This is a genomic window from Mycobacterium sp. E3247 (genome assembly GCF_001667785.1).
Lineage (GTDB): Bacteria > Actinomycetota > Actinomycetes > Mycobacteriales > Mycobacteriaceae > Mycobacterium.
Genome location: NZ_LZJG01000550.1, coordinates 42177 through 55863, shown reverse-complemented (window position 1 = coordinate 55863; position 13687 = coordinate 42177). Strand labels below are relative to the sequence as shown.

Annotated in this window: 17 protein-coding genes and 1 pseudogene; 11 read left to right on the top strand and 7 right to left on the bottom strand. The window is 67.9% G+C overall.

What is annotated here, in order from left to right; all coding sequences use genetic code 11:
* The 5 genes from tsaB to groL form a co-directional block, all read left to right on the top strand.
* On the top strand, positions 1-539 hold a 539-nt coding region (tsaB, locus tag A9X04_RS28190), incomplete at its 5' end, for a tRNA (adenosine(37)-N6)-threonylcarbamoyltransferase complex dimerization subunit type 1 TsaB (RefSeq protein WP_067928131.1).
* A complete protein-coding gene (gene rimI, locus A9X04_RS28185) occupies positions 536-1003 on the top strand; it encodes a ribosomal protein S18-alanine N-acetyltransferase (RefSeq protein ID WP_067928128.1) in 468 nt (155 codons plus the stop codon). The genes tsaB and rimI, both read left to right, overlap by 4 nt.
* Positions 1000-2031 (top strand): tRNA (adenosine(37)-N6)-threonylcarbamoyltransferase complex transferase subunit TsaD, encoded by a 1032-nt coding sequence (gene tsaD / locus A9X04_RS28180; RefSeq protein ID WP_067928125.1) that lies wholly within the window; start codon positions 1000-1002, stop codon positions 2029-2031. Before rimI ends, tsaD begins: the two co-directional genes overlap by 4 nt.
* Before the next feature lie 200 nt (positions 2032-2231).
* Positions 2232-2534, top strand: coding sequence for a co-chaperone GroES (gene groES / locus A9X04_RS28175; RefSeq protein ID WP_007167930.1), 303 nt, complete (start codon positions 2232-2234; stop codon positions 2532-2534).
* 88 nt (positions 2535-2622) lie between these two features.
* Positions 2623-4245, top strand: a complete 1623-nt coding sequence (gene groL / locus A9X04_RS28170; protein WP_067928123.1) for a chaperonin GroEL — start codon at positions 2623-2625, stop codon at positions 4243-4245.
* Between the two features lie 160 nt (positions 4246-4405).
* Here the strand turns inward: groL and A9X04_RS28165 are convergent, their stop codons facing one another.
* On the bottom strand, positions 4406-5089 hold the full coding sequence (locus A9X04_RS28165) for a TetR/AcrR family transcriptional regulator (RefSeq protein ID WP_067928147.1): 684 nt from the start codon (positions 5087-5089) through the stop codon (positions 4406-4408).
* A gap of 407 nt (positions 5090-5496) precedes the next feature.
* On the opposite strand from A9X04_RS28165, the pseudogene A9X04_RS30695 reads away from it, so the two are divergent.
* The 3 genes and pseudogenes from A9X04_RS30695 to A9X04_RS28150 all read left to right on the top strand — a co-directional run.
* Positions 5497-5655: pseudogene (locus A9X04_RS30695) on the top strand (cytochrome P450); the annotation flags it as partial.
* A 234-nt stretch (positions 5656-5889) separates the two neighbouring features.
* Entirely contained in the window at positions 5890-6219 is a 330-nt protein-coding gene (locus A9X04_RS28155; protein ID WP_156764569.1) for a hypothetical protein, read from the top strand.
* Positions 6220-6326: 107 nt separating this feature from the next.
* A complete protein-coding gene (locus A9X04_RS28150; RefSeq protein ID WP_067928114.1) occupies positions 6327-7253 on the top strand; it encodes an LLM class F420-dependent oxidoreductase in 927 nt (308 codons plus the stop codon).
* Between the two features lie 33 nt (positions 7254-7286).
* Here A9X04_RS28150 and A9X04_RS28145 read toward each other — a convergent pair whose 3' ends face one another.
* From A9X04_RS28145 to whiB3, 6 genes are all read right to left on the bottom strand, one after another.
* The gene (locus tag A9X04_RS28145) at positions 7287-7937 is read right to left on the bottom strand and encodes a DUF1345 domain-containing protein (RefSeq protein ID WP_067928144.1); all 651 of its coding nucleotides are present in this window, start codon (positions 7935-7937) and stop codon (positions 7287-7289) included.
* Positions 7938-7988: 51 nt separating this feature from the next.
* On the bottom strand, positions 7989-8390 hold the full coding sequence (locus A9X04_RS28140; RefSeq protein ID WP_067928112.1) for a hydrogenase: 402 nt from the start codon (positions 8388-8390) through the stop codon (positions 7989-7991).
* A 64-nt stretch (positions 8391-8454) separates the two neighbouring features.
* Positions 8455-9192, bottom strand: coding sequence for a superoxide dismutase family protein (locus A9X04_RS28135; RefSeq protein ID WP_067928109.1), 738 nt, complete (start codon positions 9190-9192; stop codon positions 8455-8457).
* 37 nt (positions 9193-9229) lie between these two features.
* Positions 9230-9709 carry a hemerythrin domain-containing protein gene (locus tag A9X04_RS28130; RefSeq protein WP_067928107.1) on the bottom strand — a complete coding sequence of 160 codons (480 nt, stop codon included), beginning with the start codon at positions 9707-9709 and terminating at the stop codon, positions 9230-9232.
* A complete protein-coding gene (locus tag A9X04_RS28125; protein ID WP_067928141.1) occupies positions 9706-10557 on the bottom strand; it encodes a Rieske 2Fe-2S domain-containing protein in 852 nt (283 codons plus the stop codon). The genes A9X04_RS28130 and A9X04_RS28125 overlap by 4 nt, the downstream gene beginning before the upstream one ends.
* 211 nt (positions 10558-10768) lie before the next feature.
* On the bottom strand, positions 10769-11077 hold the full coding sequence (gene whiB3 / locus A9X04_RS28120) for a redox-responsive transcriptional regulator WhiB3 (protein ID WP_067928104.1): 309 nt from the start codon (positions 11075-11077) through the stop codon (positions 10769-10771).
* A gap of 354 nt (positions 11078-11431) precedes the next feature.
* Here whiB3 and A9X04_RS28115 point away from each other — a divergent pair, with 354 nt between their 5' ends.
* The 3 genes from A9X04_RS28115 to A9X04_RS28105 all read left to right on the top strand — a co-directional run bounded on the left by A9X04_RS28115 (position 11432) and on the right by A9X04_RS28105 (position 13676).
* Positions 11432-12259, top strand: coding sequence for a hypothetical protein (locus A9X04_RS28115; RefSeq protein ID WP_067928101.1), 828 nt, complete (start codon positions 11432-11434; stop codon positions 12257-12259).
* Positions 12260-12349: 90 nt separating this feature from the next.
* The gene (locus A9X04_RS28110) at positions 12350-12925 is read left to right on the top strand and encodes a sigma-70 family RNA polymerase sigma factor (protein WP_066945594.1); all 576 of its coding nucleotides are present in this window, start codon (positions 12350-12352) and stop codon (positions 12923-12925) included.
* A complete protein-coding gene (locus tag A9X04_RS28105) occupies positions 12912-13676 on the top strand; it encodes an anti-sigma-D factor RsdA (RefSeq protein ID WP_197509463.1) in 765 nt (254 codons plus the stop codon). The genes A9X04_RS28110 and A9X04_RS28105 overlap by 14 nt, the downstream gene beginning before the upstream one ends.
* The last annotated feature ends 11 nt before the right edge of the window (positions 13677-13687 follow it).

Sequence of the window (13687 nt, the reverse complement as noted above, 5' to 3'; positions counted from 1 at the left end):
AGCGGGTCACCGTCGACGCCCGGGCGCACGCCGAACGGCTCACCCCGAACGTGGTGGCCGCCCTCGCCGACGCCGGGCTGACCATGGGTGACCTGGACGCCGTCGTGGTGGGCTGCGGCCCCGGCCCCTTCACCGGCCTGCGGGTCGGGATGGCCACCGCCGCCGCCTACGGCCATGCGCTGGGCATCCCGGTGCGCGGCGTGTGCAGCCTGGATGCCATCGGGGTGCGTACCACCGGCGAGGTGCTGGTGGTCACCGACGCCCGCAGGCGCGAGGTCTACTGGGCGCGCTACCGCGACGGGTTCCGCATGGACGGACCGGGGGTCAACGCTCCGGTCGACGTCGATCCCGGCGGCGCGCAGGCGGTGGCCGGCTCCAAGGAGCATGCCGAGCCGTTCGGCCTGCCGCACCGCGGGCCGGTCTACCCCACCCCGGCCGGGCTCGTCGCCGCCGTGCCCGACTGGTCGCAACGCCCATTGCCGTTGGTGGCGCTGTATCTGCGCCGCCCGGACGCCAAACCCATGGCGGCGCGCGGATGACGGCCACGAGCGAGCCCGTGACGCTCGGTGCGCTGACCCCCGCCGACGCGGCGCGCTGCGCGGAGCTGGAAAGGCAGCTGTTCGACGGCGACGACCCGTGGCCGGCCGCGGCCTTCAACCGGGAACTGGCCAGCCCGCACAACCATTACGTGGCCGCGCGGGTCGGCGGCGTCCTCGTCGGGTATGCCGGAATCTCGCGGCTGGGCCGCACCCCACCGTTCGAGTACGAGGTGCACACCATCGGCGTGGACGGCGCGTATCAGGGGCGGGGCATCGGCCGCCGCCTGCTCGAGGAGCTGCTGGTCTTCGCCGAGGGAGGCGTCGTCTTCCTGGAGGTCCGCACCGACAACGGGGCGGCCATCGCGCTGTACCAAAGCGTCGGGTTCGAGCGGATCGGCCTGCGCCGGCGCTACTACCGTGCCAGCGGCGCCGACGCCTACACCATGCGCCGGGGCGCCCAATGATCATCCTGGCCATCGAAAGCTCCTGCGACGAAACGGGAGTCGGCATCGCGCGGCTCGACGATGACGGCACCGTGACGCTACTGGCCGACGAGGTGGCGTCCAGCGTCGACGAACACGTCCGCTTCGGCGGCGTGGTCCCCGAGATCGCGTCGCGGGCGCATCTGGAGGCCCTCGGCCCCACCATGCGCCGCGCCCTGGCGGCGGCCGGCCTGGGCAAGCCCGACATCGTCGCCGCCACGATCGGGCCCGGCCTGGCCGGCGCGCTGCTGGTCGGAGTCGCCGCGGCCAAGGCGTATGCGGCCGCGTGGGGGGTGCCGTTCTACGCCGTGAACCACCTGGGCGGCCACCTGGCCGCCGACGTCTACGAACACGGGCCGCTGCCCGAGTGCGTGGCGCTACTGGTGTCCGGCGGCCACACGCACCTCCTGCACGTGCGTTCCCTCGGCGAACCGATCGTCGAGCTGGGCAGCACGGTCGACGACGCCGCGGGCGAGGCCTATGACAAGGTGGCCCGGCTGCTGGGCCTGGGCTACCCCGGCGGCAGGGTGCTCGACGAGCTGGCCCGCAGCTGCGGCCGGGAGGCTGCAGAGATCCCCGCCTTCCCGCGCGGCATGACCGGCCCCGCCGACGACCCGTACGCTTTCAGCTTCTCCGGGCTCAAAACGGCCGTCGCGCGCTATCTGGAGAGTCACCCCGACGCGGTGAACGCCGATGTCGCCGCGGGTTTCCAGGAGGCTGTCGCCGACGTGCTGACCATGAAGGCGGTGCGGGCGGCGACCCGGCTCGGCGTCTCGACGCTGCTGATCGCCGGGGGAGTGGCCGCAAATTCACGGCTGCGGGAGTTGGCCGAGCAGCGCTGCGCGGCGGCCGGCCTGACGCTGCGGATTCCGAGGCCGCGGCTCTGCACCGACAACGGGGCGATGATCGCCTCCTTCGCCGCGCACCTGGTGGCCGCCGGGGCGCCGCCCTCGCCGCTGGATGCGGCCAGCGACCCGGGCCTGCCGGTGGTAAAAGCCCAGGTGAGCTGATCGCCCTTAGCGAATACCCGCTACGCAGCGGGGTGCCCTTGAGTGCTAGCACTCTCGTGTATAGAGTGCTAGGTGGCAATCGGCCAAACCCTGTGCCGGCACCCGCGACGACGGCGCTCGGGCTCGGACGACTGCCGAATCCCTTGATAATTCCGGGGCAACCGCCCCGGACCCGATCTAACTAGTGGAGGGCTCCAATCGTGGCGAAGGTGAACATCAAGCCACTCGAGGACAAGATTCTCGTGCAGGCCAACGAGGCCGAGACCACGACCGCGTCCGGTCTGGTCATTCCTGACACCGCCAAGGAGAAGCCGCAGGAAGGCACCGTCGTCGCCGTCGGTCCCGGCCGCTGGGACGAGGACGGCGAGAAGCGGATCCCGCTCGACGTCTCGGAAGGTGACACCGTCATCTACAGCAAGTACGGCGGCACCGAGATCAAGTACAACGGCGAGGAGTACCTGATCCTGTCGGCGCGCGACGTGCTGGCCGTCGTATCGAAGTAAGCACCGTGGCCCGCCCCGGCGATCCCCGCGCATGTTCGCGGGTGATTTCCGGGGCGGCACGCGTTATCGCCCTTCTTAAAGGAGCCTGATGAGCAAGATCATTGAGTACGACGAGACCGCGCGCCGCGCCATCGAGGCCGGCGTCAACGCGCTCGCCGACGCGGTCCGGGTGACACTGGGGCCACGCGGCCGGCATGTGGTGCTGGCCAAGGCATTCGGCGGCCCGGCCGTCACCAACGACGGCGTGACCGTCGCGCGTGAGATCGACCTGGAAGACCCATTCGAGAACTTGGGTGCCCAGCTGGTGAAGTCGGTGGCGACCAAGACCAACGACGTGGCGGGTGACGGCACCACGACCGCGACCGTGCTGGCGCAGGCGCTGGTCAAGGCCGGCCTGCGGCTGGTTGCGGCGGGCGCCAACCCGATCGAGCTCGGCGTGGGCATCTCCAAGGCGGCCGACGCCGCGTCCGAGGCGCTGCTGGCGGCGGCCACCCCGGTGTCCGGCAAGGACGGCATCGCTCAGGTGGCGACCGTCTCGTCGCGCGACCAGCACCTCGGCGAGCTGGTCGGTGAGGCGATGACCAAGGTCGGCGCCGACGGCGTGGTCAGCGTGGAAGAGTCTTCGACGCTGAGCACCGAGCTCGAGTTCACCGAGGGCGTCGGTTTCGACAAGGGTTTCCTGTCGGCGTATTTCGTCACCGACTTCGACTCGCAGGAAGCCGTGCTGGACGACCCGCTGATCCTGTTGCACCAGGAGAAGATCAGCTCGTTGCCCGACCTGCTGCCCATGCTGGAGAAGGTGGCCGAGTCGGGTAAGCCGTTGCTGATCATCGCCGAGGACATCGAGGGCGAGGCGCTGGCGACGCTGGTGGTCAACTCGATTCGCAAGACGCTCAAGGCGGTTGCCGTGAAGGCGCCGTTCTTCGGCGACCGCCGCAAGGCGTTCCTCGAGGACCTGGCCGTGGTCACCGGAGGCCAGGTGGTCAACCCCGACGCCGGCCTGCTGCTGCGCGAGGTCGGCACCGACGTGCTGGGCTCGGCCCGCCGCGTGGTGGTGAGCAAGGACGACACCATCATCGTCGACGGGGGCGGCTCCAAGGATGCGGTCGCCGACCGGATCAAGCAGCTGCGCGCCGAGATCGAGAAGAGCGATTCCGACTGGGACCGCGAGAAACTGCAGGAGCGGCTGGCCAAGCTGGCCGGCGGCGTGGCCGTGATCAAAGTGGGTGCGGCCACGGAGACGGCGCTCAAGGAACGCAAGGAGAGCGTCGAGGATGCCGTCGCGGCCGCCAAGGCCGCCGTCGAGGAGGGCATCGTCGCGGGTGGCGGGTCGGCGCTCATCGGCGCGCGCAACGCGCTGAAGGAGCTGCGCGAGTCGCTGACCGGCGACCAGGCGGCGGGCGTCGCGGTGTTCGCCGAGGCGCTCGCGGCACCGCTGTACTGGATCGCCACCAACGCCGGCCTGGACGGTGCGGTCGCGGTGAGCAAGGTCAGCGAGTTGCCGGCCGGGCACGGGCTCAACGCCGACAAGCTCACCTACGGCGACTTGATCGCCGACGGCGTGATTGACCCCGTCAAGGTGACCCGGTCCGCGGTGCTCAACGCCGCGTCGGTGGCGCGCATGGTGCTGACCACCGAGACCGCGGTCGTTGACAAGCCGGCCGACGAGCACGACGACCACGGCCACGGTCACGGACATCACCACCACTAGTCAGTAGGAACAGCGAGGCCCCCGTATCCGCTTCGGAACGGGGGCCTTCGCTTTGCCTATGGCTAGGCCGCGGCCTCAAACGAGAGCCGTTCATCAGTGGGTACAGGTGACAGCGTTGCGGGTTGGGGTTGGTAGCTCCGGGTGGCTGAATGCGCTCTGGTCACGCCAATTTGGCTGATCCGCGAGCGCTGGAAGTCAGTTGCCTGGCATGCGTGAGAGCGGTTAGTGCATCGATGTCGCGGGTCAGCTGGTGGTAGAGGACGGCCGGTCCAAGCCATCTGCCCACGAGACTGCGGAGTGCCACTGGGTTGAGTGGCCGCTCGGGAGGATCGAGCAGAACCGACTGAAGTGTGCGTACAGCGAGTTCGATGAGGTCGTCCATCGCAGCGTCGTCGAAGCCATGGGCGGCCCAGTCGACGTCATATCGCCGGAACATTTCTCGTCCGAGAGCAAATGCCGCACCGGCGGTGAACGAGGCTGACGTGCCACCCGGTAACCGTGTCTCTAGGAACCGCGCCATCAGCGGGTCGTCGGCGAACTCCTCGGCCGCGAATGCTACGCCCTCGACGACGGCAGCCGCCGGATTTGTCCACCCACGCAGGTGATCGGCTAAACGATCGAGAAAGCCGTCAGCCGAACGCATCTGACTGCCGACCAGAAGCGCTTCAGCCCCAGGAAAGTAACGGTAGATGGTCTGGCGGCTCACTCCCAGAACGCGGGCCAGGTCGCTGACGCGGATGGCCGATCCGCCTTCGGCAACCAAGGAGTCAACCGCGTCCAGAATCCTGTTGACGGCTTCCTCATCGGAGGCCGGCGTGTGGCCCGACCATCCATGGCTACGCAAGGGCAAGGCCCATCATCGTGCTCCAGTTCGGCATGACGTGACAACCTGAAGTTAAAGGTATTGCGAACTGGGGCCGAGGTCAACGATATCTTGTCGCTTCGAACATGCCAGTTCATACGAAATCTCAAGAGCGAGTGCGCGCCTGCCGCGCAGGAGTTCCTCTTCACCACACCGCGCGAATCCGCAACAGTCAACAATGACGCGACATTTTACTCTGATTTGTCTTGTCAGTCGGCGCTGGGTCTGCTGTGATACATCGAGGAATCGCGGCCGGTTCCACTGCACCAGGAGGACGGACCATGACCGTAACTGAGGTCAACGACATTCGGTACGACCCCTACGATGTGGAACTTCTCGCCGATCCCTACCCAATGTTCCGGCGGCTGCGCGAGGAGTCGCCGCTGTACTACTTCTGCCTAGGAGCGGCACTCGCCAGGCTGGAGGCACGAATCGCGCTCGAGGAAATCCTCAAGCGCTTCCCCGAATGGGACATCGACACCCAGAACGCACACTTATCATCAGCGTCGGCTGTCCGAGGCTGGGAATCGATGCCCGCGTTCATCTAGCTCAGACGCATCGGCAAGGATTCCAGGCCCGTAGCGAGACGATGGGCCGCAGTCGCAGGCTGTTTTGGCGCCAAGTCATAAGCGTGCACTCGTACCACCTGCCGGATGCAGACGGCCGGATCGGGCCCGAGCGTACTCAAGGCTGTTGATTCCCCGGATTCGGTTTGTTGGGATCGGTAGCCAGGCGGGGCTTGTGCACTGGTTTCCACCAAGACACCAGAGAGGACAGCCATCATGCCGCTTGCCCACGTGACGAAGCGACTCACCGCCTCCGCAGTGCTGGCGGGGAGTACCGCGCTAACCGGGTGGGGTGTGGGCGTCGCTCACGCGGACACGATGGAACCGCACCGCTGGTGCCCGGGCGACCCGAAGCAGATGCCCTACGTGGTGAACCAGTACATCGACTGGGATTGGAGTGTCTGCCACACCTGGTATCCGACCCAATACGGGATGGGCAACGTCACCATGCAGGGCCGGCCGACCTCGATCTGGGACGGCGACAACCCGCCGATCGAAGCGATCACCATCCGGCATTGCCCGCCGATCAGCTTCATGTGCCCCTAGCGAATCCCGCGCCGGTCAGTGCCGAGCTCGCCGAATTCGCGCACAGGTAACTGATTTAGCCCCGACGGTCGGAATGGAAACGACGCGCGGCCGTGTTGCAGTCGTGCGTGACCATTCGCCTCGGACTACAAATTCCCAACTTCTCCTACGGCACACCAGTCGCCGAACTGTTTCCCGCCGTCCAAGCCCAGGCCCGCGAGGCCGAAAGCGCCGGCTTCGACACCGTCCTGTTGATGGACCACTTCTACCAGCTACCGGGCCTCGGCGAGCCCGACGAGCCCATGCTGGAGGCCTACACCGCGCTCGGTGCCCTGGCCGCCTCGGTGGAGCGGGTGCAGCTGTCGACATTGGTGACCGGCAACACCTACCGCAACCCGACCCTGCTCGCGAAGGCGATCACCACCCTCGACGTCGTGAGCGCAGGCCGGGCGATCCTCGGCATCGGGGCGGGCTGGTTCGAGTTGGAGCACCAGCAGCTGGGCTTCGAGTTCGGCACGTTCACCGAGCGATTCGAGAAGCTGCAGGAGGCGCTCGACATCATCGTGCCGATGCTGCACGGCGAGCGCCCCACCTTCACCGGCAAGTGGTATCGCACGGAAAGCGCGATCAACGAGCCCCGTTACCGCGACCACATCCCGGTCATGCTCGGTGGCAGCGGGGAGAAGAAGACGTTCCGGCTGGCCGCCCGCTACGCCGACCACCTCAACATCATCGCCGACATCGACCAGCTGCCCGCCAAGCTGGAGGTGCTGCGGCAGCGCTGCGCCGAAATCGACCGTGATCCGTCCACGTTGGAGACCAGCGCGTTGCTGACCGTCGTCGTCGACGGGTACGGCGCGCCCAGCGACATCGGGGAGGCCCGCGGTGGGCGGGCGGTCACCGGCACCATCGACCGGATCGCCGACGAGATCAAGCGCCGGATCATTGACGTGGGCATCGACGGCGTGATCGTCAACCTGCCGACGCACCGCTACACACCCGGTGTCGTCACTGCGGTGGGCGAGGCGCTGAAGCCGGTCGTCGACGCGCGGTGAGGTGCCGGTTACGCGTCATCCTTCTCGGCATGATCAAGCCTTGGCGCCCAGCCCCGCGATCAAGTTGACGGTGACCGCCAAGACGACCGCGCCGAAGAGGTAGGACAGCAACGCGTGGCGCAACACCGTCGCCCTGATCGATGTCAGTCCGATCTCGGTGTCCGACACCTGAAAGGTCATGCCGACGGTGAAGGCGACATAGGCAAAGTCGCGAAAGCGGGGTGGCTCCGGGTCGTGGAAGTTGATTCCCCCGGGCCCGTCGGAGTAATAGAGGCGCGCGTAGTGCACGGTGAACAAGGTGTGTACGGCGAACCAGGACGCCGCAACGGTCAAGACGCCGACGACGGCGGCCGCTACCTTCTCGGGGCCCGAATGCGATGCAGCGGCCACCACGTAACCGACCCCGCCCAGGCTCGCGACGCTCGCGGACACGATGACCGCGTCGGCCACCCACCGAGTGGGGTCCTCCCTCGTCACGTATCTGCAGGTCTGATCGGCGTCCATACCGCCCAGCAGCAGCCGCGTCCACACCACGTAGACACCCGCGGTGACGATCCAGCCGGCCAGCGCGAATCGCCACCCCAACGCGTTGCCCACCGCGAGCGCCGCGGCGACTCCGAGCAGGGCGGCCACCGCGATCCGGGCCGCGACCGTGTCGCGAAACAACTGAACGAGGTTTTCCACCACCCGACCTAAGCACGAGCGTTCGTCGGCCGGCGCCAAAATCCCGGGCCGTCAGATCCCGACGATGACGATGACCACGCCCGCTATGATCGCCACGGCCAGTGACAGCAACAGGAAGCTGACGACCCGCTCCTTCGCCGCCGCGGCCTCGTGGTCGGCCGCCGCGATCGGCGCGAGCCTGCGGCCGGCGCCCCACGCCGCCGCGAGCAGGGTCGCGAGCCAGTTCGCGTAGGCGGCGTACACGATCAACACGACGGCCGTAACGCCCCAGGCGTAACTCAGGTGGAGGTGGGGCCAGAGCAGGCCGATCAGCACGAGGAACATGCCGTTGAGGACGGCCTCGAGGTGGCTCGACAGCGCCATGCGCGGATTCTTCAGCGCCGCGACGGCGAATCCGGTGAGCAGGCCGATCAGGAAGAGGACCAGCCCGAGCGTGAACAGCACCGTCTGCATGTCAGCACCCTAGGGGCGCGGTGCAGCGCATGTCTGCCGTTAGCGTGATCCGCGCCGCCTGCCGTCAGCGGGTGCCGGGCGGAAGGCTCGGCGGCGTCGTCGCGGTCGTGGTTGGCAGTGTCGACGTGTAGCCGGGGCTGCTGGTCACGGTGACGGTGCTCGTGCTCGTGGACGGCGGCGGCACTTCGGTCGTCGTCGTGATCGTCGTGATGCTGGTCGTTGTCGACGTGGACGACGTCGTCGTCGCGGACGCCGCTGCCAATACGCCGCAGGCCACCCGCTTGCCGGATTCACCGGTGGAGCTCGTGCTCAGGTTGTCCGCGGTCTGGTGCACGACGAGCGCGGTCCCCGAGCTGTTGCGCAGGTCCGAGGCGGTCAACAGGTTGGTGGTGGTGACGAGCTTGGCCGAGCCGTCGTTGCGCACCTGCAATGCGGTCAGGTCGCCGCTGGCCGGAAAACCCGTGTGGTCCGGCGCCTGGTAGACGCTTCCCGCGGACTCGAAGTCACCGTCGCATTTGCCCACCGAATGGATTTGCAGCCCGTGAAAGCCCGGGCTAAGAACCTGATTGGCTCCGGTCTCCACGGTGACCGTCGCGTAGCCGTTCGCGAAATCGATGGTGGCGGTGCCGACCTGGTTTCCGTCGGCGCTCTTCAACTGCGTGGTCATCCGCTCCGTGCCGGGCGGCGCGCTCGAGGACGTCGAACTGGTGGCCTGGCCACCCTGCTGATTTGCGCATGCGGCCAACGGTGCAATGGTCACGGCAAGCACCGCGGTCGTGAAGGATACGCCCTTGTTCTTCATGGGCCCGTCGTACCCCGATTAGTCGCGGTCGAAACGATTACAGCAAACTCAGCATGGCCGTTCGGCCGCGGACGCGGAGCGTGTTGATGGTGGAACGACGTAGTCGGTCCATGCGCTCGAGCATCCGCTCACCGAGTGTTTCGAGCATGTCAGCGCTCAAATCTATTGGGGCCGGGCACAAGTCGCGCTCCTCTTCGCTGGCGTGGGCGTCCAGAACGGTGACGAACGAGTGCCATTCGTCCTCGTATTGCGGCGCGGTCGGCGGCGTCCGAAGGAGCACTGCCAGCTGATCCCAGACCTGGCGGTGCTCGGCGTGGGCGATCGCGACCAGTGCGCTTGCCTCCGACACCGCCGGATAGAACAGGTCGTCCTCGATCCGCATGTGGATGTCGAGTTCGATCAACAATTCGTCGAGGGCATCCTGGCGTTCGCCGCTATCCGGGGGGAGCGCGGTGATCTCCTTGCAGAACCCGCGCAAGACTTTGTGGTGTTCGAAAAGCACTTCGTAAGCGTTCATTTCGTCACTCCGCGCACCTCGACGAATCCTTCGCGGATGCGTATCGGGTAATGCGGCAGCGCCGCCGTCGCGGGTCCGCGCAGCACTTCTCCCGATTCGCAGTGGAAGCGGGAGCCATGCCACGGGCAGACGATCCGGTCGCGATCGATCCAGCCGTCGTCCATCGGCGCACCCAGGTGAGGGCAGCGCGCGCCGACGGCCAGCACCCGGTCGTCGGTGCGGTACAGAACCACGCCGACGCCGTCCACCTCGACCCGCTGCGGCTGGCCGTCGAGGGCCGTGGCCGGCAGCACCGGCGTCCAGTGCTCCCGACGCAGCCGATCACCGGAGCGGTCGACCCCGGTGCCCGACCCGAACACCAGGACGCCGCCCAGGTAGCCGCCGCTCAGGGTGAGGCCGTAACCCAGCGCGCTGGTCGCCATCCCGCGCGCGTGGCGCCCGTGCCGGCGATCCCACCACGACAGCGCGTACAGGCTCGTCGCGACCCCGTTCAGCAAGCCGTGCACAAGGCCGACCCGTCGCGCCTGCTCGTGGGTGTGTTGCCAGTCGGTCAGGCCGGTCGCGGCCGCGCCGAGGCTTCCGACGAGTCCGACGCCCAACGCGAACATGGACGCGTCACGCAGTTGAGCGGCGCGCCCCGGCAGCGCGCAGGCCGCATCCATGGCTACGGTCGTCGTGACCGCTCCCGTCGGCACCGACGTGAGCGCTGGGTGCAGTGGATGGCCGAGCCAGGTGCCGTGCAGCGCATTGCTCACCCGGTCTCGATATCGGCCGGTGGCCGCGAATAGGAATGTGAGGCCATGCTCGAGCCGATAGCTCGGCCGGTCGAGCCATTTCTGTTGCCCCAGCGCGGTTACTGCTGCTTGTAATCGTTGCTTCACGGCACCCTCCTGTGCGCGTGAGCGAACCGACGCGGGGTCCCCGACCGACGGAACGCCCGACAATTGGACTCAGCCGGTCGTGGCCCAGCCCACGACTAATACACGGACCGCGACGGCGAATCGTTCAACCGCGCCGTGCAGAAGGAGTGCCGCCCCGGCGGGCGGGTTGATGAAACCGCTAGGCCGAGCGGCGGATGCCGCGCGTGCGGCCGATGTCGCCCTTCAGTAGCATGTCGCGCTCGGATTCGGACAAGCCACCCCAAACCCCATAGGGCTCACCGACTTCGAGCGCGTGAGAACGGCAGGCCTCGATCACCGGGCACCGCCGGCACATCTCCTTGGCGCGCTGCTCACGCTGCATGCGGGCGCGGCCGCGCTCACCGTCCGGGTGGAAGAACATCGACGAGTCAACGCCACGGCACAAGCCCTGCAGTTGCCAGTTCCAGATGTCGGCGTTGGGTCCAGGTAGCTGCTCCGGCTGTGGCATTGGTGTTTCCCTCTCTGCACGGCACGCCCAGTAAGGTCAGGATCGCGAAGCGATTGTGCAACTGAAATGAAGCGGCGTCACCGATGACTACCCGTCATGCGTAGACGTTAGGGCGGACGGCGAATTTGCGTCAATAGCCACTTAGCCCGGCAAAATATGTAATGGTTATAAAAGAATTAACGTCGCGTTCATCTGCCACCCAATGGCGAAACACGCACCGTGCTACCAGGCACTTGACCGGAACGAGATTTCCCAGCTCACAGGCCGAGGGAGGGCCAACCGCGATTAGTACAGGGCCTATCGTGATTAACAGTTCGGTAACGCGAACAGCACAAACTGTTTACTCCCATCGCCGTGATTGAAACTCGTCACACTTTTGTGATTGGCCGGACGCTGGCCGCCGCCGCCTTCGGTGACCAGCCCGGAACGTGGCCGCTGCCGTCCGCGGTCACGCCGGAGGACTTGTGGTTGCGCGCCGTGGCCGCGGGCGGGCAGGGCCGCTACGGGAGCGCCTACCGCGATCTGGCGGTGCTGCGGCGCAGCGCCCCCGCCGGACGGCTGATCTCCCTGGCCCACAGCACACAGGGATCGTTTCTGCGCCAGCTCGGCTGGCACACCGTGGCGCGCGGCTGGGACGGTCGCGCCCTGGCGTTGGCCGGCAGCGCCGACGCGGCGGCCGACGCGCGGGCCGACGCCCTGATCGGGTTGGCGGCCGACGCGTTGGGCGTCGGCCGGTTCGCGGCCGCGGCGGTACTGCTGGCCCGCGCGGACACGGAGCTCGGCGCCGGACCGGTGCCCGACCGGCAGCCGGTGCGCCGCGCGTGGGTGGCCGCCGAACTGGCGATGGCCCGCGGCGACGGAACCCGCGCGGTCCGCGAGGCCACCGAAGCGGTGCGGCTCGCGGGCGCCATGGCCATCCCGTCGGCGCGGCATGCGGTCAAGAGCGAGGTGGTGCTGGCTGCCGCCTTGTGCAGCGCCGGGGCCGTCGAGGGCGCCCGCGCGGTGGCGGATGCGGCCCTGGACGCCGCGGGGCTGCTTGGGCTGGTCCCGCTGCGGTGGGCGTTGGCGTGCTTGCTGATTGATCTCGGCAGCGTCACGTATTCGACACAGCAGCTACACGAAATTCGCGATGTCTGCGCAGGCCAAGTGCGGCGCGCCGGTGCGACGTGGCGTTCCGCTTGAAATGGGCTCCCGGCCGTTATTGTCATTTAGTTAGTTAGCCCGGTTAGCCCGCGATGTGCCCCGCTCGTAACGTTGGAGATACCGCCGTCGATGACAATTCAAGGGGATCGTCTCGACGCCGTGGTGGCCAAGGCCGTGGCGGGGGACAGCAACGCACTGCGGGAGGTGCTGGAGACCATCCGTCCGATTGTCGTGCGATATTGCCGCGCGCGGGTCGGGACAGTCGAGCGGGGTGGCCTGTCAGCGGATGACGTGGCACAGGAGGTGTGCTTGGCGACTATCACGGCGCTGCCGCGTTACCGGGATCGGGGACGTCCCTTCCTCGCTTTCCTGTACGGCATTGCGGCGCACAAGGTCGCGGACGCCCATCGCGCCGCCGGCCGCGATCTGTCCTACCCGACCGAGGTGATCCCCGAGCGCTGGTCATCCGACGCGGGCCCGGAACAGCGGGCCATCGAGGCCGATTCGGTCAGTCGGATGAGTGAACTGCTGGAAATCCTGCCCGCCAAGCAGCGGGAGATCCTGATCCTGCGCGTCGTCGTCGGCCTGTCCGCCGAGGAGACCGCCTCCGCCGTCGGCAGCACCACCGGAGCGGTCCGGGTGGCCCAGCACCGCGCGCTGTCCCGGTTGAAGTCCGAGATGATCGCGGCAGGTGACTGTGCCTGAATCCCTGGACGAATTCGCCCGCACCGACCTGCTTCTCGACGCGCTCGCCGAGCGGCGGCCCGTGCACGTCGGTGACCCCGACATGGACGCGATGGCCACCCTGCTGGAGGACTGGCGCGACAACCTGCGGTGGCCGCCGGCCAGCGCGCTGGTGTCGGCCGAAGAGGCGGTCGGCGCCCTGCGCACCGGGTTGGCCGAGCGCCGGCGCGGTCGCCGCGCCCTGGCGACCATCGGATCCGTGGCGGCGGCGCTGTTGGTGCTGAGCGGCTTCGGCGCGATGGTGGTCGAGGCCCGCCCCGGGACCACGCTGTACGGGCTGCACGCGATGTTCTTCGACCAGCCGCGGGTCAACGAGAAGCATCAGGCCTTGCTGTCGGCCAGGGCCGACCTCGCCAAGGTGCAGGAATCGATCGACCAAGGCCAATGGGACCAGGCCCGGAATCAGCTGACCGAGGTGAGCAGCCTGGTCCAGTCGATCGACGACCCGGCCAGCAAACAGGAGCTGACCAACCAGCTGAACCTGCTGAATCTCCGGGTGGCCACGCGCAACCCGAACGCGACGCTCCCGCCCCCGGCGAACACCCCGTCGGCCTGGTCGACGCCGACCACCCCGGTCCCCACGGCGGCGGCCACGCCCTCCGAGAGCTCCCCGAGTCCGTCAGCGACGCCGTCACCGAGTCAGTCGTGGAGCAAGCACCGGCATCACGGCCAGACGTCCGCACCCTCGGCGGTGGCGCCGAACAATCCCTGACGACGGGCTAA

Coding starts and splice junctions, on each gene's coding strand:
- A9X04_RS28135 (WP_067928109.1), bottom strand. CDS start 9,192: ATGAAGAACAAGGGCGTATCCTTCACGACCGCGGTGCTTGCCGTGACC.
- A9X04_RS28140 (WP_067928112.1), bottom strand. CDS start 8,390: ATGCAGACGGTGCTGTTCACGCTCGGGCTGGTCCTCTTCCTGATCGGC.
- A9X04_RS28155 (WP_156764569.1), top strand. CDS start 5,890: ATGCCGCTTGCCCACGTGACGAAGCGACTCACCGCCTCCGCAGTGCTG.
- rimI (WP_067928128.1), top strand. CDS start 536: ATGACGGCCACGAGCGAGCCCGTGACGCTCGGTGCGCTGACCCCCGCC.
- whiB3 (WP_067928104.1), bottom strand. CDS start 11,077: ATGCCACAGCCGGAGCAGCTACCTGGACCCAACGCCGACATCTGGAAC.
- A9X04_RS28130 (WP_067928107.1), bottom strand. CDS start 9,709: ATGAACGCTTACGAAGTGCTTTTCGAACACCACAAAGTCTTGCGCGGG.
- A9X04_RS28110 (WP_066945594.1), top strand. CDS start 12,350: ATGACAATTCAAGGGGATCGTCTCGACGCCGTGGTGGCCAAGGCCGTG.
- groL (WP_067928123.1), top strand. CDS start 2,623: ATGAGCAAGATCATTGAGTACGACGAGACCGCGCGCCGCGCCATCGAG.
- tsaD (WP_067928125.1), top strand. CDS start 1,000: ATGATCATCCTGGCCATCGAAAGCTCCTGCGACGAAACGGGAGTCGGC.